Raw genomic sequence first — 15,193 nt, 5'->3', positions numbered from 1 at the left:
GAAGCCTCACCCACCCTATTCAGGAGACAAGATGACCATCACTCGCCGTGCCCTTTGCACCATTGCCGCACTGGGTTTCGCCGCCAGCCCATCCTGGGCACAGGAGTGGCCTGCCAAGCAGCCAATCAAGATCATCGTGCCGTATCCGGCCGGCGGCAATGCCGATTCGGCGGCGCGTGCGGTCGCAGAGGCGGCGTCGGCCAATCTCAAGCAAACCATCATCATCGACAACCGCCCCGGTGCCTCCTCAATCATTGGCACGGAAGCCGTGGCCAGGTCGCCGGCGGACGGCTACACGATCGGGGTGGTCTCGGATTCCCACGCGATCAACCATGCGATGGCTAAGCTGCCGAAGGCCGCCGACGTGCTCGGCGCCAAGGTGCCCTACGACGCGCTGAAGGACTTCGTTCCGGTCTCAGGAATGATCATCGTGCCGCTGGTGCTCGTCGTAAATCCCAAGGTACCGGCTCGCACCGTCAAGGACCTGGTCCAACTTTCCAAAGACAACAAGAACTCGGGCCTGAATTTCGGCACCATGGGAACGGGAAGCCCGTGGTTCATTCACATGCACCAGCTGCGCGGCTTGACCAAGGCTGACTTCGTGGACGTGCCCTACAAAGGTCTGGCGCCGGCGGCCACGGATCTGTTGGCGGGACAGATCGACACGATGGTCATGCCGGTGCACTACGCGCAGCAGTACATCAAGGCGGGCAAGCTGGTGCCGATTGCCACGCTGGGCGCGCAGCGCCATCCGCTGCTGCCAGAGGTTCCGACCTTGGCCGAAAGCGGCTACCCCGGCTTGGCGATCTCTAACTACCTCTTCTTTGTCGCTCCTGCAGGAACGCCGCAAGCCATCGTGGACAAGCTGGGCCGCGAATTCAACGCGGCGCTCAAGCAGCCGGCGATGAAGGACAAGCTGGGAATTTCGGGCGATCCCTACCCGGCGGACTCTGCCGAGCTGGCAGTTCGTGTGCGCCGCGACATCGAGACCTATGGCTCGGTGATCCAGGCAACCATCAAGTAAGCAAGCAGGGAGCAGATCATGAACCGACCGGAAGATTTCCAAACTGACGTGCTGGTGGTGGGCAGCGGCCCGATGGGGGCAACGACCGCCCTCGCACTGGCAACGTATGGCGTGCGCGTGCATGTGGTCAACCGCTACAACTGGACTGCCAATACACCGCGTGCGCACATCACCAACCAGCGTGCCATGGAGGTGCTGCGCGACCTTGGCGTCGAACAGGAAGCGCGGCGCGATGCCACGCCATGGGAGTGGATGGGCGACACCCTCTTCACCACCAGCCTTGCCGGACCGGAGATCGCCCGGCTGCGCACCTGGGGCACCGGTGACGAGCGCATCGGAGACTACCTGCAGGCCAGCCCCTGCCCGATGATGGATCTGCCGCAGGACAAGATGGAGCCGTTGCTGGTGAAGAACGCTGTCGAGCGCGGGGCGATCTTTTCCTTCAACACCGAGTACCTGAGCCACGAGCAGGACACCTCAGGCGTGACCGTGAAGCTGCGCGACGTCCTCACCGGACGCGAGTATCAGGTCAGGGCGCGCTACCTCGTTGGCGCGGACGGGGCCAAATCGAAGGTCATGGACGATGCGGGCCTCGGAGTGGAAGGGCAATTGGCGCGCGCCGCCACCGCCTATGTGCTGTTCACGGCCGACCTCACGCGCTACGTCGCCCATCGACCCAGCATCCTGTACTGGATGGTGACCTCCGACGCCTCTTTCGGCGAAATCGGCATGGGCCTGTTGCGAGCCATCAAACCGTGGAACCAATGGATCGCGGGATGGGGTTTCGACATGTCGAAAGGCGAGCCCGATTTTTCGCCCGAAGAAGTCAAGCGCAAGGTGCGCGCGCTGGTGGGCGATCCGAACCTGGAGTTCAAGATCGACAGCACATCCGTCTGGTACGTCAATCAGGCGCATGCGCCTGTCTATTCGTCCGGGCGTGTCTTCTGCGGCGGCGACGCGGTCCACCGCCATCCACCCTCGAGCGGCCTGGGCTCGAACACGTGCATGCAGGACGCCTTCAACCTGGCATGGAAGCTGGCGTTCGTGGTGAAGGGGCACGCCGGCGAGCAGCTGCTGGACTCCTACACCCTTGAGCGCGCCCCGGTCGGCGCTCAGATCGTCAAGCGCGCCAATCAATCGCGACTGGACTATGCCCCACTACAGCAGGCCTTCCGCAAGGCGGGCGCACCGGATCCGCTCGCCGCGGGGATCGACGAGCTCGCCGATCCAGGTCCGGAGGGCATCGCCCGCCGGGCCGCCTTGGCCGAGGCATTGAACTTGAAGAACTTCGAGTTCAATGCCCAGGGTGTCGAGCTCAACCAGCGTTGCGTGTCCGAGGCCGTCATTCCGGAGCCCGACGCAGCTGAGGAGGTCTGGAAGCGCGACCCGCAGCTTCACGTACAATCCACGACGCGCCCCGGCGCCAAGCTGCCCCACGCCTGGCTGGTAGGACAGGACGGCCGTCGCGTGTCTACGCTCGATCTGATCGGCAAAGGCAAGGTGTCTCTGGTGACAGGGATCGCCGGCCAAGCATGGGCGGAGGCTGCGAAGGAAATGGAGTTGCCGTTCCTCCGCACCGTTGTGATCGGAGGCCCGACCGCCCAGGACGTCTACTGCAGTTGGCACGCGGTCCGTGAAATCGAGGAAGCGGGTGCGTTGCTGGTGCGGCCCGACGGTGTCGTGGCTTGGCGCCAGCAGGCTGGGGTGGCGGATTCCGCGCAAGCACGAGAAGAGCTTGAGCAGGCCCTGGCCTCGTTGCTGGACCAGAAGTCGCGGGTGTTGGAGGCGGCGTGATGGAACGCGCATTCCTGGGCATCTCGCATTCGCCGCTGATGGGGCTCAACCCCGTCGCGCCGCCGGTGGAGCAAGCACTGAAGGCAGCCATTGCCAGCGCACGCGATCAGGTTTTGGCATTCGACCCGGAGCTCGTCGTGCTCGTGGCGCCAGATCACTACAACGGCTTCTTCAACGAGCTGATGCCGCCCTTCTGTATTGGTACGCAGGCGCGCTCGGTGGGTGACTATCTGACGCCAGCTGGCGACCTCCATGTGGATGCCGACGCGGCGGTGGCACTGGCCACGCGACTGATGGATGAGGACTTCGACCTCGCCGTATCGCGTCGCATGCAGGTTGATCATGGGTTCGCACAATCGCTGCAGCTTCTGTGGGGTGGCCTGGACACGCCGCCCGTGCTGCCGATCTTTCTGAACGCGGTTGCCCAGCCCGGAATCCCGCGCCTGCGCCGCTGCCGCGCGCTGGGGCAAGCCATCGGCCGCTTTCTCGACAAGGAGCCGCGGCGCACCCTGGTCATTGGCTCCGGCGGCCTCTCGCACGAGCCGCCGGTCCCTACGCTCTCGCACCCGGACGCGGCCGTTCGCGAACGCATCACCCACCGCAGCGAGCCGACGCCAGAGGAGCGCGAGGCCAAGACGCAGCGTGTGATGGCCGCTGGCCTGGCGCTGGCGGCGGGCGACAGCGCCATGAAGCCCATCAATCCGGACTGGGACCGCCGGTGGATGGACGGGCTGATCGATGGCGCGGCGGGCCTCGATGCGCTGTGCGCAATGAGCGAGGACAGCATCGAAAAGGAGGGCGGCCTTTCGGCGCATGAGTCCAAGAGCTGGCTCGTCGCGCGCAGCGCCCTCGCCGTGGACCGTCCGCTGACCTGCTCCTTGCGCCACTACCAAGCCATCCCCGAATACATCGCCGGCTTCGGCCTCATGTTGCTGAAGCAACCCAACTGAACAGGAGAAGCAAAAATGGACCCCCGCATCGAACAGTGGGCCGAGCGCTTGCGCATGGCCGAGGCTCAACGAGAGCCGATCGCCCCGTTGCGCGACGAACTCGGCACGGACCCGGACGGCAGCCTTGCCTACGCCATCCAGCAGGCCAACGTCGCGCATGCCGTGGCGCAGGGCCGGCGCGTGGTGGGCCGCAAGATCGGCCTGACATCCCCTGCAGTGCAGCGCCAGCTCGGCGTGGATCAGCCCGACTTCGGTACCTTGTTCGCCGACATGCTCTATGGGGACGACGAAGAAATCCCGCTCTCGCGCACGTTGCAGCCCAAGGTCGAGGCTGAAGTCGCGCTTGTCCTTGAGCGTGACCTGCTGGCAGCTGACACCACGCTGGTGGAACTGATCGGGGCCACGGCCTATGTCCTGCCGGCTATCGAGATCGTCGGCAGCCGCATCGCCAACTGGAACATCCGGTTTGCCGACACGGTCGCCGACAACGCCTCCAGCGGTCTGGTTGCGCTCGGCGGCGTACCCACGAAGCTCAATGGCCTGGACCTCAAGTTGTGCGGCATGACGATGGTGCGCGGCGAGGAGACGGTGTCGAGCGGCAGCGGTGCCGCGTGCCTGGGTCATCCCCTCAACGCCGCCGTCTGGCTGGCACGCAAGTTGGCTTCGCTTGGCCAACCGCTGCGCGCGGGCGACCTCGTCCTCACGGGTGCGTTGGGACCGATGGTTCCCGTCTTCGCCGGCGACCACTTCGAGGCCCGTATCGAAGGAGTGGGCAGCGTTCGCGCGCGCTTCTCCGCAGCATGAGTCTTTCCACCGCATCCATCGCAGCAGTCGCTAAACCCAACAAGGAACATTCATGACCCGCAAACTGAAAGCCGCCATCATCGGAAGCGGCAACATCGGCACAGACTTGATGATCAAGATCCTGCGCCATGGCCGCCACATCGAAATGGGAGCGATGGTCGGCATCGACGCCGCATCCGACGGCTTGGCACGTGCTGCACGCATGGGCGTAGCCACCACCCACGAAGGCGTCGAAGGTCTCTCGCGCCTGCCCGTCTTCGATGACATCGACATCGTCTTCGACGCCACCTCGGCGGGCGCTCACGTCAAGAACGACGCCTTCCTTCGCAGTCTCAAGCCTGAGATCCGCCTTGTGGACCTCACGCCCGCAGCGATCGGTCCGTATTGCATTCCCGTGGTCAATGGCCAGGCGCACCTGGACGCGCTCAACGTCAACATGGTCACGTGCGGCGGCCAGGCCACCATCCCGATGGTCGCTGCCGTCTCCCGTGTGACGAAAGTGCACTACGGCGAAATCGTCGCCAGCATCTCAAGCAAGAGCGCAGGCCCCGGCACCCGCGCCAACATCGACGAGTTCACCGAGACCACGTCGAAGGCCATTGAAGTGGTGGGCGGCGCTGCCAAGGGCAAAGCCATCATCGTGCTGAACCCGGCCGAGCCACCGCTGATGATGCGCGACACCGTCTACACCTTGAGCGACTTCGCCGATGAGGAGGAAATCGCCGCATCAGTCGAGCGCATGGCCGCCGACGTTCAGGCTTATGTGCAGGGCTATCGAGTCAAGCAGAAGGTGCAGTTCGACCGAATCGAAGCCGAACGCCCGATCCGCATTCCCGGCGTCGGTGCCCGCATGCACGGTCTGAAAACCTCCATCTTCCTGGAAGTAGAAGGCGCTGCGCACTACCTGCCTGCTTATGCCGGCAACCTCGACATCATGACCAGCGCCGCCTTGCGCACCGCCGAATCCATGGCCGAGCGGATGCTCGCCGTCGTGCCAGCCTGAAGGAGACAGTGATGAGCCACCAACCCGAAGAGAAAATTTACATCTCGGATGTCACCCTGCGTGACGGCAGCCACGCCATCCGCCATCAATACAGCGTGGAACAGGCCAAGCAGATCGCCAAGGCACTCGACGAGGCAAAAGTCGATTCCATCGAGGTCGCCCACGGTGACGGCCTGCAGGGCGGTAGCTTCAACTACGGCTTTGGCGCCCACACCGATGTCGAGTGGATCGAGGCGGTCGCCAGCGTGGTCAAGCACGCGAAGATCGCAACGCTGCTGCTGCCGGGCATCGGAACCGTGCACGACCTCAAGGCCGCCTACGAAGCAGGCGCGCGCATCGTGCGTGTGGCGACACATTGCACCGAGGCCGACGTTTCGAGGCAGCACATCGAGTACGCGCGCCATCTCGGCATGGAAGCCGTCGGCTTCTTGATGATGAGCCACATGACCACTCCGCAAGCACTGGCGGAGCAGGCCAAGCTGATGGAAGGCTACGGCGCGACCTGCTGCTACGTCGTGGACTCCGGCGGTGCGCTAAGCATGAACGAAGTGCGAGATCGCTTCCGTGCATTCAAGGACGTGCTCAAAGCCGAAACGCAAACGGGCATGCATGCGCACCACAATCTGAGCCTGGGCGTGGCCAACAGCATCGTCGCGGTCGAAGAAGGCTGTGACCGCGTCGACGCGAGTCTGGCGGGAATGGGCGCCGGGGCGGGCAACGCGCCGCTGGAAGTGTTCATCGCAGCGGCCGCACGCCTCGGTTGGAACCACGGCACTGACCTCTACAAGCTGATGGATGCGGCCGACGACATCGTGCGCCCCTTGCAAGACCGCCCGGTGCGCGTGGATCGCGAGACCTTGGCGCTCGGCTATGCCGGCGTGTATTCGAGCTTCCTGCGCCATTCGGAAGTGGCCGCCAGCAAGTACGGCCTGAAGACCGTGGACATTCTGGTCGAACTGGGCAAGCGCCGCATGGTCGGTGGCCAGGAAGACATGATCGTTGACGTGGCCCTCGACCTGTTGAAGGGCATCGAACACGAGCGCGTTCACCAGCCGCCCACCATGAGCGAAGCCGCCTGAGGCCCTTGCCCCCAAATCACACAGCCGAGACCAAGTCATGCACACCAACAACGCTCCCATCACCGAATCCGACACAAGCCGCTTCGTCCGCATCAAGGAAGGCGACCTTGACCTGCAACTGCACTACAACGACGCCGGCAGCGGCGCCGAGACCGTGGTGATGCTCCACGGCTCTGGCCCCGGCGCCAGCGGCTGGGCCAACTTCAACCGCAATGTCGAGCCGTTCGTGGCCGCCGGCTACCGCGTCGTCCTGATGGACTGTCCGGGCTGGAGCAAGAGCGATCCAGTGGTCAGTACCGGATCGCGCTCCGACCTCAATGCACGAGCGCTCAAGGGCCTGATGGATGCCATTGGCATCGACAAAGTGCACATCGTCGGCAACTCGATGGGGGGGCACAGCGCCGTGGCCTTTGCGCTGGCCAACCCCGAGCGCGTGGGCAAACTAGTGCTGATGGGTGGCGGCACCGGCGGCCTCAGCCCCTTTGTGCCCATGCCCACCGAGGGCATCAAGCTGATCGGGGCCCTGTACCGCGATCCCACGATTGAGAACCTCAAGCGCATGATGAACGTGTTCGTCTACGACACGAGCAACCTCACCGAAGAGCTCTTCCAGGCGCGTCTGGACAACATGCTCAGCCGTCGCGATCACCTCGAGAACTTCGTCAAGAGCACCGACGCGAACCCCAAGCAGTTCCCCGATGTGGGGCACCGGCTTGGCGAGATCGCAGCTCCGACGCTGGTGGTCTGGGGGCGCGACGACCGCTTCGTGCCGCTGGACATCGGCCTGCGGCTGGTGACAGGCCTGCAGAAGGCCGACCTGCATGTCTTCAGCCGCTGCGGCCACTGGGCGCAGTGGGAGCACGCCGACAAGTTCAACCGCATGGTGCTGGACTTCTTGGCGCGCTGAGCCCACTCGGGCGCTGATCTTTCCTCGGACGCCGCGTTCGATGCGTGGCGCTTGGACAGCCGCGTCCGTAGGTCAGCGCGAATCGAAGAGAGCGACTGACGCTCGTCAAGCGATCCCCCGGCCGGGCGTAGCAGTCCGGTCATTTTTCCCCCAGTTCAAACGGAGATAACCATGGCCAAGATGATGAATGCTGCGCGTCTGCACAAGATCGGTGAACCATTCCAGGTTGACACGATCCCGGTGCCCGAAGTTCGACCTACCGACGTGCTTGTCGAAGTGAAGGCGGCTGGCGTGGTGCCGAACCTGCGCAATGTAGTGACCAGCTATCCGAAGTGGTTCCCCTTCCTGCCGTTGCCCGCGCTGCCCGCGATCTACGGGCTCGACTCAGCCGGGGTGGTCGCGCAAGTGGGCAGCCAAGTCCGCGCGGACATCAAGCCCGGGGACCGCGTGTATGTGAATCCGGGGCTGTCTTGCGGAAGTTGCCTTGCATGTCGGCGGGGCGACCACATCAACTGCACGGCCTACACATTCCAGGGCTATTTCGGCTTCGGCCCGGGCTCGCAGCAGCTCTTCGAGGACTATCCTTACGGCGGGTTCGGCCAATACCTGACGGCACCCGCCGCCAACCTGGTGAAGCTGCCCGACAGCATCAGCTTCGAGCAAGGCGCTCGCTTCGGCTATCTGGGCACCGCCTACTCGGCGCTGCGCAAGGCACAGTTCTCCCCAGGTCAGACGGTGCTCATTGACGGCGCGACGGGCACGCTGGGGTTGGGTGCGGTCATTCTTGCGCTGGCCATGGGCGCGGCCAGGATCTTCGCGACGGGGCGCAACACCACGCTGCTCGAAAAGCTGCAGCAACTCGACCCGCAACGCATCGTCCCGATCGCGCTCGGATCGCGGCCGACTTCCGAGATTGTGATGGAAGCGACCGGGGGTTTCGGTGTCGATGCGCTCATCGAGGCGCTGGGCCCCAACGCCGCGGTGGCGACGGTGCTCGACTCGTTCAACGCACTACGCCGCGGTGGGAAGGCGATCAACATCGGCGGCGTCGCCGATCCCATACCGCTGGAACCGTTTCCCCTCATGTGCCTGCAGAAGTCCTACATCGGCTCTTTGTGGTTTACGACAGCTGAAGGCCAGGACATGGCGGCGATGGCCCACGCGGGCACGCTGAACCTCGAAGTGTTCGAGCACGAGCGCTTTTCGCTCGAGCGTGTCAACGATGCGCTGGATGCGATCGACCAGCGCAGCGGCGGATTCACCAACGTCGTGATCATGCATTGAGCGGCACAAAGGAGCACACCATGCACATCCGACGCATCGTCACCGGCCACGACCGGAAAGGAAACGCCGTCTTCGTATCGGACGCGGCTGCACCGCGTACCACCGAGTTCGAGCACGTTCCAGGCTTCGTCACTTCGTTGTTGTGGGAGACGACTCCCAACGCGACAGTGCCCGCGGGCGAGGGTGACCCGGCAGTCTCTGCCGCGTCATGGACGCCGCCGCCAGGTGGCACGAACCTGATGTTCATCACGTTTCCTCCCGACGCTGTGATGATGACTCCCGACTTCGATCCAGCTGCCGCCGGCGGTGAGTACATGCGAGTGCTGCCCGGTTTGGCTGAGAAGTTCGAGATGGATCACCCCGGCATGCATACCTCCGACTCCGTTGACTACGGCGTGCTGATCGACGGCGAGCTACACCTCGAACTCGACGATGGCGCTACGAAGAAGCTTGCGCCGCGCGATGTGGTCGTCCAGAACGGCACACGCCACGCCTGGCGCAACAAGAGCGACAAGCCGGCGACCATGCTGTTCGTCCTTGTCGGGGCAAAGCGCTCCTGAGCTGGGCATCGGAGTCGTGGCCCCGACATCTCCGACCGCTTTCGATCGCACAGCCGCCGCTCGTAGGTCGAGGGTGGATGGCGGGTCAGGGCGCCCATAGGAGCCAGCGGCGGTTTTCTCAGCGAACGACCGGTCTACCTTGGAACTTGACCTTCGCCGACGCCACCAAGAACGTCAGTGATTGCGACAGCAGTCGTTCGCGCATGCCGAACGACGATCGCGACAATTTCGGGGCCGAACGGCTGCACCCGATGGTCACGATGCAGCGCTGCCGACCCAAACCGGAAGTCGACGCGGCCCAGGTCAATCGCCATAAAGCCGACGGTCAACGTCCCGCTCGACGGGTGAGCAGCACTCACCACAACCCGGACGCCACCGCAAGAACGGGCCGCCGGATCGGCAGCGCCTGTCTAGGCTTCGATGCACACCACCACGGTCTCGGGCAGCACGCCGTCATGGGCCATCGCATCGGCCGCGTCCTTGGACTGCATCGCGGCGCCAAACTTCTCCATGTCGGGAACGTCCATCATCAACGCCACGGAGGTCGGATCCGTCGGGTTGATGAAGGTGCGGATGTTCGTTACGCCGATCAGTTCGAAGAATTCCTTGCGCTTGGGCGAGGCCAGCCAGTGCTTTTGATCCTTGACCTTATGGTGGGCGACGATCGTAGGCATCGAAGTCTCCTTTGCGTTCCGAAAAGCAAGCGGTGTTGCACCGATAGCGCCGCGTTCAAGCCGGCGCCCGCTTGAAGTAGACGCTCATCGTTCGCCCATGTCCAGCGCGCTGTGTTCACATCGCCCGCATTGGATGACTCTAGCGAGCGGCACGTTGTGGCCGCCACCGGGTTTCGCTGGGGGATGCCGCGAGCTGACTTTGGCCGCCAGGGCAATCGCACCAAAAGTCAGCTTCCTGGCGCCGCCTCGTACTCACACTGGCGGCCATCAGCTGCCGTTCGACTCGGCCGAGCAAGCGACAGCTGTGTAGAAGTTGCTGTCCTTCCCTCACGCGGGGCGACCTCACGCTGTGAGGCCGGGTCCGGTCACCCGGGGGCGAAAGCCTCGACACCGTTCCGCCTCAGAATCCCGATCGCCTCGTCCCGAAGGCCACCGAGAAAACCGGCTGAGCGGGCTTGCACGCGCCATCACTTTGCGAAACAACTCCCGCCTCACTTGCGCGCTCATCACAAGCGGGACGGAGCCAGCGCCTGACAATCCGTGCTGGCGCAGCGCAATGCAGTGCGGGCAGTCACATGCCTGAAGGGGGTCGTGATGGCGACGTCATATCGGGCACTGGGTGCCCTTGCACTGGTCCTCGTGGCATGTTTCGCCAGCGCCAGCATCCTAGCGCCCAACACGGCGCTTTTACCGGGTCAATCCATCAGTTCCGACAACGGCCGCTATGTCCTCGTGATGCAGGCCGACGGGAATCTTGTCTACTACCGGACATCGGACTGGACCCCGCGCTGGAACAGCCAGACTCAGAGTCCCGGTGCGCTCGCCCCCATGCAGGGCGATGGCAATCTCGTCGTGTATGACACCAACGGCGTCCCGCTCTGGCACTCGCAAACGTACGGCAACCCGGGTGCGTATCTGGCAGCGCAGGATGACGGGAACCTGGTCATCTATGGCGGCGGTCGGGCGCTCTGGAACATCGGCACCGACGCACAGCCCATACCTGCATGGGCTCTCGTCAATACGAATGAATTTACCTTGGTCAGCGATCCCTCAATTGCTCTCACACGCTCCCAAGGCATCGCCTTCGACATGCAGAGCAATTCGATCGAATTTTCGGGGCGAACCGGTCTGAACACCACAGATTTGAATTTCAATAGTATTAGGTCCAATACGTTCGCCATATCCAGTGCCATCCGTAGCACATACCGGTCCGATCACATTGGGTGCATCGATGTCTACCAAGGGCAGATATTCGTACCTCTTGAGGACGAGGTGACCGGATACCAGCACCCGGCTATCGCAACCTATGATGCGAACAATCTTTCGTTTACCGGTCAGATCGCGGCTCTGCCTCTTGATGTCGACCAGAATGACGGAGTGCCCTGGGTGGCGGTAGATTCGGGGCGTCAGATGGTGTACGCGATGAAATATCAAAATGCCACCAAGCTGAACATGTTCACGCTCAGTTCCGTGTGGAATGGGGTTCCTGTGCGCACGCAACTGAACCTGTCCCAGCCGTTGTCCTTTGTCCAGTGCGGCAAGGTAAATGGCAATTACCTGTACACGTTCGGGAACGACTCCCAGATGACCGTCAATATGATTGACTTGAATACCGGAACAGTCACGCCGGTTTTACACTTGGCTGATTATGTCGGACAAGCGTCAACGACTCATCGTTCTTGGGAAGCGGAAGGACTTGCATTTTTTACGGACGGGAACGGCGCTAGCCTGCACCTCACAGCGATTTCCAGTGAGTCGGTTCTAGGTCTTTCAACGCGTGCCCGTTTAACGGTCTTTAACTTCAAGCAATAAGAGTCGTGAGTCTGGGGTGCTGACGGCCCGATGCTATCCAGAAGTCCGTGGTGCCCTGGATCAACGACTTCTGCGCCGCGAAAAAATCCTGCGGCCTCCGGCGCAGCGCCATGTCGGCGCCAAGTTCCGAGGATGAGCAGTCGTCCGTCGAGGAATGTGCCGATGACAGCTTCCGTCAGGCGCCGTCATTCGGAGCCGGACCCTGAACTTGAGCAACCAGTCTGCTGCTGTCCCTGGTTGTCGCGAGCCGAAGGACAGCAACGGGCCCATTGCGGACTTCAGACGCGATCATCTCTTCGGTTATTCGCGTGACGATAGCCGGAGCGACTGCAAGAGGGTCTGCCCCGGACAGCAATACTCTGCTGCGGGGCGAAGCTCAAAAGAACAGTCTTAACGCGATGATCACGACGAATGCGACAATCGCACAAGAAACGATCCGGCAGCTCGCGAATGCCTCTGCACTGTCAATCATGCTTCGCACCCGAGGGAATCGATCCCGAGCTGCCGCGCATTGGGTCATGTGCGCCCGGAGGCAGGACAAATCGCTTTCGACGAAGTTGCTGATCTCCGGCTTGCTAGGTAACTGGTGAACCATCGTGGCGTTCCGCAACGCAAGCCCCCGTCGATCCTTGAACTCATGGCTTCTTGTGGGCGGCCTTCGACGCATCCTTCGCGGCTTCTTTCAAATCACCGGCTGCTTTTTGCGCTGAACCCACCGCTTTGTCAGTAGCACCTTCAACCCGCATCCGGTCGCTGCCGATGGCCTTGCCGACGGCTGCTTCGACACTGCCCTTCGCCTTTTTCAGCGAACCCTTAACTTGGTCTTTGTTCATGGCAGCTCCTTAGTGGCGATGTGGCGGATGCCACATAACAAGCTAGCATCTTCGAGCAGAAAATGATGTCAGACGCCGCGCAGACACGGCGTAGGGCCCCGTCATCGGCCCTGACCGACGACCTCCGGCCGAGATCAGTTCTCGCTGAACTTTGCCTTGGCCGCTGCCAGGCAATTGGGTCTTGGCGTCCCCAAACGTTCACAGAGGACGCTGTCACAGCCGTCCCATCAACACCAGCACGAGGACGATGAGCAAGACGAGACCCAAACCGCCAACGGGTGCATAGCCCCAGCTTCTGCTGTGCGGCCAGGCGGGTATCACGCCAATCAGCATCAGGATCAGAACGATCAACAGAAGGGTGCCTAGACCCATGGCGCTTCTCCTTGAAATTGCAGGAAAGTGAAGTTCGTGGCACGTCTCGGACATGAAAACTTCTCACGATCTTTCCACACTGCCAGCCCCACGGAGTCGCGAAACGGCCAGCAAGGCCACGGTATCCCCGTGCGTCGCGTGTGTCTGTGCGCCATCGAACATAACTTTGATTCGCTGGCGCTCTTACGCCACCAGGTGTGCCGGGGCACTTTGGTAGCACGGCGGGATTCGGCTCAGCGTGCGAAAGTCGGGTTGCACTATCGGTGGACGAGAACCCGATGTTCGCAGCATTGAACCTTGCCGCCCTCGGTCATTGCCCAGTTGCTGCGTCAGCAGCTAGGTCGCAACGCACTTCGGAAGGAGCCGGTCGTACTCCTTCTTGACCACCGCGTAGCACTCGCAGGACCGCTGTTCGAGCCCTGGCCGGTTCAGCACGGTAATGTGACCGCGAGCGTAGTTGATCAGGCCGGCCCTTTGGAGCTTGAGGGCGCCTTCGGTCACGCCTTCGCGACGCACGCCGAGCATGTTGGCGATCAGCTCCTGTGTCATGACCAGCTCGTTGCCTTGCAGCCGGTCCAGGCTCAGAAGCAGCCAACGGCACAGCTGCTGATCGAGCGAATGGTGCCGGTTGCAGACCGCCGTTTGCGCCATCTGTGTGATCAGCGCCTGGGTATATCGCAGCAGCAGGTGCAGGACCGGTCCAGCCCGGTTGAACTCCTCCTTGAGCACCTGAGACTTGAGCCGGAAGCCGTGACCGGCGCTTTGCACGACCGCTCGACTGGGGGTGGACTCGCCGCCCATGAAGAGCGAGATACCCACTGTTCCTTCATTGCCGACGACGGCGATTTCCGCGGACGCGCCGTCTTCCATCACGTACAGCAAGGAGACGATGGCGGTGGTTGGAAAGTAGACGTGGCTCAATGTGCTGCCAGACTCATACAGCACCTTCCCCAGCGGCATCTCGACCGCTTCAAGCTGCGGACGCCAGCGCTGCCATTCGGCCTCGGGCAGGGCAGCAAGGAGGCGATTCGACATGGGGTCTGACAGCGCGGCCATTTCCATCCTAGCGTGGCTCTGATGTACGGCGACCGCCCAATCTACCATTTGATCCACATCAAACTAAAAGCCTATGTTCGGTAATGCACAGACGGCAGCCGGACCGATCGCAAATACTAGCTTGATCAAAGTACTTCGTCTTGATTGTGTGCTTGGCCTGAGGCCTTTCTGCTCAGGCCCGATCGGGGCGGTCTTTGCAGATCAAGGTTCGCAGGAGATTCAAAATGACTGTTCGCATCGCCATTTCCGCCACCCTCACAGCCGTGGCGTTGCTTACTATGTCGGGCTGTGCTGTCACCAGGGGGCAGGAATCCACCGGGGCTTACGTCGACGATGCAGGTATCACCGCGTCGGTCAAGGGCCGCTTTGTTGAGAACAAGCTCGTCGACGCGTCCAGCATCTCGGTCGAAACGCTCAACGGGACGGTCATGCTCGCCGGATTCGCCAAGAACGCCGTCGAGAAGTCCACGGCTGAAAGCATTGCGCGCAATGTGAAAGGCGTGAAGGCGGTTAAGAACGAGATTGCCGTGCGACCTTGAGCCTTGGAGCCCGGATTGGGCGATTACAAACGCAGTCTGGTTCGAATGACTGGTTGTGGCCGAAATGCGCCGAAGGTGCTCCCACTCTAGTTCATCGGTGGCGCCGGCAGCTTCGGCACCACATGGCTGCAGAAGTAGGTGTCATGCGCGGGCACGGCGAGTGTCGAGGTCGCAGCAGGTCCAACGGGACGTCTATGTCAGTTGGGCGGCGCAGGCGTGGAGGCCGCCTACTCGGCGAGCACAAACCTTGCGGAAAGCCTGCCCAGCATGTCGAAGGTGTTGATGAAGTCGACCCCAAAGTGCTGGCAGACATTGGGAATCAGAAACTTGCGACGGATATCTAGTGTCGTGAGTTAGAAGTTCATTGAACTAATCAAGGAGCGCCGAATCGATCGTGTACCGTATGCACACGACGAGGCGGCCATGCGAGGAAGACCTAAGACAGAACTGGTGCTGAGCGAAACCGAACGCGAGCAACTCACAGCGCTGACGCTGCGGCGCA

The 15,193-nt window shown here is 62.5% G+C and carries 16 protein-coding genes; 11 read left to right on the top strand and 5 right to left on the bottom strand.

Annotated elements, in window-relative coordinates; genetic code table 11:
- The first annotated feature begins 31 nt into the window (after positions 1 to 31).
- The 9 genes from AC1DYK_RS23385 to AC1DYK_RS23345 all read left to right on the top strand — a co-directional run bounded on the left by AC1DYK_RS23385 (position 32) and on the right by AC1DYK_RS23345 (position 9,405).
- Positions 32 to 1,024, top strand: a complete 993-nt coding sequence (locus AC1DYK_RS23385; RefSeq protein WP_478168474.1) for a Bug family tripartite tricarboxylate transporter substrate binding protein — start codon at positions 32 to 34, stop codon at positions 1,022 to 1,024.
- Between the two features lie 18 nt (positions 1,025 to 1,042).
- Entirely contained in the window at positions 1,043 to 2,818 is a 1,776-nt protein-coding gene (locus AC1DYK_RS23380) for an FAD-dependent oxidoreductase (protein ID WP_478168473.1), read from the top strand.
- Positions 2,818 to 3,768, top strand: a complete 951-nt coding sequence (locus AC1DYK_RS23375; RefSeq protein WP_478168472.1) for a 3-carboxyethylcatechol 2,3-dioxygenase — start codon at positions 2,818 to 2,820, stop codon at positions 3,766 to 3,768. The genes AC1DYK_RS23380 and AC1DYK_RS23375 overlap by 1 nt, the downstream gene beginning before the upstream one ends.
- Positions 3,769 to 3,783: 15 nt before the next feature.
- The gene (mhpD, locus tag AC1DYK_RS23370) at positions 3,784 to 4,572 is read left to right on the top strand and encodes a 2-keto-4-pentenoate hydratase (protein WP_478168471.1); all 789 of its coding nucleotides are present in this window, start codon (positions 3,784 to 3,786) and stop codon (positions 4,570 to 4,572) included.
- A gap of 52 nt (positions 4,573 to 4,624) precedes the next feature.
- Entirely contained in the window at positions 4,625 to 5,575 is a 951-nt protein-coding gene (locus tag AC1DYK_RS23365; RefSeq protein WP_478168470.1) for an acetaldehyde dehydrogenase (acetylating), read from the top strand.
- 11 nt (positions 5,576 to 5,586) lie between these two features.
- Positions 5,587 to 6,654 carry a 4-hydroxy-2-oxovalerate aldolase gene (dmpG, locus tag AC1DYK_RS23360; protein ID WP_478168469.1) on the top strand — a complete coding sequence of 356 codons (1,068 nt, stop codon included), beginning with the start codon at positions 5,587 to 5,589 and terminating at the stop codon, positions 6,652 to 6,654.
- A gap of 37 nt (positions 6,655 to 6,691) precedes the next feature.
- Positions 6,692 to 7,561, top strand: a complete 870-nt coding sequence (locus tag AC1DYK_RS23355) for an alpha/beta fold hydrolase (RefSeq protein WP_478168468.1) — start codon at positions 6,692 to 6,694, stop codon at positions 7,559 to 7,561.
- A gap of 171 nt (positions 7,562 to 7,732) precedes the next feature.
- On the top strand, positions 7,733 to 8,845 hold the full coding sequence (locus tag AC1DYK_RS23350; protein WP_478168467.1) for an alcohol dehydrogenase catalytic domain-containing protein: 1,113 nt from the start codon (positions 7,733 to 7,735) through the stop codon (positions 8,843 to 8,845).
- 20 nt (positions 8,846 to 8,865) lie between these two features.
- The gene (locus AC1DYK_RS23345; RefSeq protein WP_478168466.1) at positions 8,866 to 9,405 is read left to right on the top strand and encodes a cupin domain-containing protein; all 540 of its coding nucleotides are present in this window, start codon (positions 8,866 to 8,868) and stop codon (positions 9,403 to 9,405) included.
- 410 nt (positions 9,406 to 9,815) lie between these two features.
- Here the strand turns inward: AC1DYK_RS23345 and AC1DYK_RS23340 are convergent, their stop codons facing one another.
- Positions 9,816 to 10,079 (bottom strand): hypothetical protein, encoded by a 264-nt coding sequence (locus tag AC1DYK_RS23340; RefSeq protein ID WP_106559146.1) that lies wholly within the window; start codon positions 10,077 to 10,079, stop codon positions 9,816 to 9,818.
- 591 nt (positions 10,080 to 10,670) lie between these two features.
- Between AC1DYK_RS23340 and AC1DYK_RS23335 the strand changes: the two genes are divergently transcribed.
- Entirely contained in the window at positions 10,671 to 11,891 is a 1,221-nt protein-coding gene (locus tag AC1DYK_RS23335; RefSeq protein WP_478168465.1) for a hypothetical protein, read from the top strand.
- Between the two features lie 635 nt (positions 11,892 to 12,526).
- Here the strand turns inward: AC1DYK_RS23335 and AC1DYK_RS23330 are convergent.
- The 3 genes from AC1DYK_RS23330 to AC1DYK_RS23320 form a co-directional block, all read right to left on the bottom strand.
- On the bottom strand, positions 12,527 to 12,724 hold the full coding sequence (locus tag AC1DYK_RS23330; RefSeq protein ID WP_478168464.1) for a CsbD family protein: 198 nt from the start codon (positions 12,722 to 12,724) through the stop codon (positions 12,527 to 12,529).
- Positions 12,725 to 12,937: 213 nt separating this feature from the next.
- A complete protein-coding gene (locus AC1DYK_RS23325; protein ID WP_478168463.1) occupies positions 12,938 to 13,096 on the bottom strand; it encodes a DUF3309 family protein in 159 nt (52 codons plus the stop codon).
- A 336-nt stretch (positions 13,097 to 13,432) separates the two neighbouring features.
- The gene (locus tag AC1DYK_RS23320; RefSeq protein WP_478168462.1) at positions 13,433 to 14,152 is read right to left on the bottom strand and encodes a Crp/Fnr family transcriptional regulator; all 720 of its coding nucleotides are present in this window, start codon (positions 14,150 to 14,152) and stop codon (positions 13,433 to 13,435) included.
- A 224-nt stretch (positions 14,153 to 14,376) separates the two neighbouring features.
- Here AC1DYK_RS23320 and AC1DYK_RS23315 point away from each other — a divergent pair, with 224 nt between their 5' ends.
- A complete protein-coding gene (locus AC1DYK_RS23315; protein ID WP_478168461.1) occupies positions 14,377 to 14,691 on the top strand; it encodes a BON domain-containing protein in 315 nt (104 codons plus the stop codon).
- Positions 14,692 to 14,918: 227 nt separating this feature from the next.
- Here the strand turns inward: AC1DYK_RS23315 and AC1DYK_RS23310 are convergent, their stop codons facing one another.
- Complete coding sequence (locus AC1DYK_RS23310) at positions 14,919 to 15,029, bottom strand: DUF4411 family protein (protein ID WP_478168516.1); 111 nt, start codon at positions 15,027 to 15,029, stop codon at positions 14,919 to 14,921.
- Positions 15,030 to 15,193: the final 164 nt, after the last annotated feature.

It is taken from the genome of Variovorax sp. P2_H12 (assembly GCF_056403395.1).
This window is presented reverse-complemented; position numbering and strand designations above follow the sequence as displayed.

Excerpts from the sequence above, each read along its gene's own strand:
- AC1DYK_RS23385 (WP_478168474.1), top strand. The coding sequence starts at position 32 with ATGACCATCACTCGCCGTGCCCTTTGCACCATTGCCGCACTGGGTTTC.
- AC1DYK_RS23380 (WP_478168473.1), top strand. The coding sequence starts at position 1,043 with ATGAACCGACCGGAAGATTTCCAAACTGACGTGCTGGTGGTGGGCAGC.
- AC1DYK_RS23375 (WP_478168472.1), top strand. The coding sequence starts at position 2,818 with ATGGAACGCGCATTCCTGGGCATCTCGCATTCGCCGCTGATGGGGCTC.
- mhpD (WP_478168471.1), top strand. The coding sequence starts at position 3,784 with ATGGACCCCCGCATCGAACAGTGGGCCGAGCGCTTGCGCATGGCCGAG.
- AC1DYK_RS23365 (WP_478168470.1), top strand. The coding sequence starts at position 4,625 with ATGACCCGCAAACTGAAAGCCGCCATCATCGGAAGCGGCAACATCGGC.
- dmpG (WP_478168469.1), top strand. The coding sequence starts at position 5,587 with ATGAGCCACCAACCCGAAGAGAAAATTTACATCTCGGATGTCACCCTG.
- AC1DYK_RS23355 (WP_478168468.1), top strand. The coding sequence starts at position 6,692 with ATGCACACCAACAACGCTCCCATCACCGAATCCGACACAAGCCGCTTC.
- AC1DYK_RS23350 (WP_478168467.1), top strand. The coding sequence starts at position 7,733 with ATGGCCAAGATGATGAATGCTGCGCGTCTGCACAAGATCGGTGAACCA.
- AC1DYK_RS23345 (WP_478168466.1), top strand. The coding sequence starts at position 8,866 with ATGCACATCCGACGCATCGTCACCGGCCACGACCGGAAAGGAAACGCC.
- AC1DYK_RS23340 (WP_106559146.1), bottom strand. The coding sequence starts at position 10,079 with ATGCCTACGATCGTCGCCCACCATAAGGTCAAGGATCAAAAGCACTGG.
- AC1DYK_RS23330 (WP_478168464.1), bottom strand. The coding sequence starts at position 12,724 with ATGAACAAAGACCAAGTTAAGGGTTCGCTGAAAAAGGCGAAGGGCAGT.
- AC1DYK_RS23325 (WP_478168463.1), bottom strand. The coding sequence starts at position 13,096 with ATGGGTCTAGGCACCCTTCTGTTGATCGTTCTGATCCTGATGCTGATT.
- AC1DYK_RS23320 (WP_478168462.1), bottom strand. The coding sequence starts at position 14,152 with ATGGCCGCGCTGTCAGACCCCATGTCGAATCGCCTCCTTGCTGCCCTG.
- AC1DYK_RS23315 (WP_478168461.1), top strand. The coding sequence starts at position 14,377 with ATGACTGTTCGCATCGCCATTTCCGCCACCCTCACAGCCGTGGCGTTG.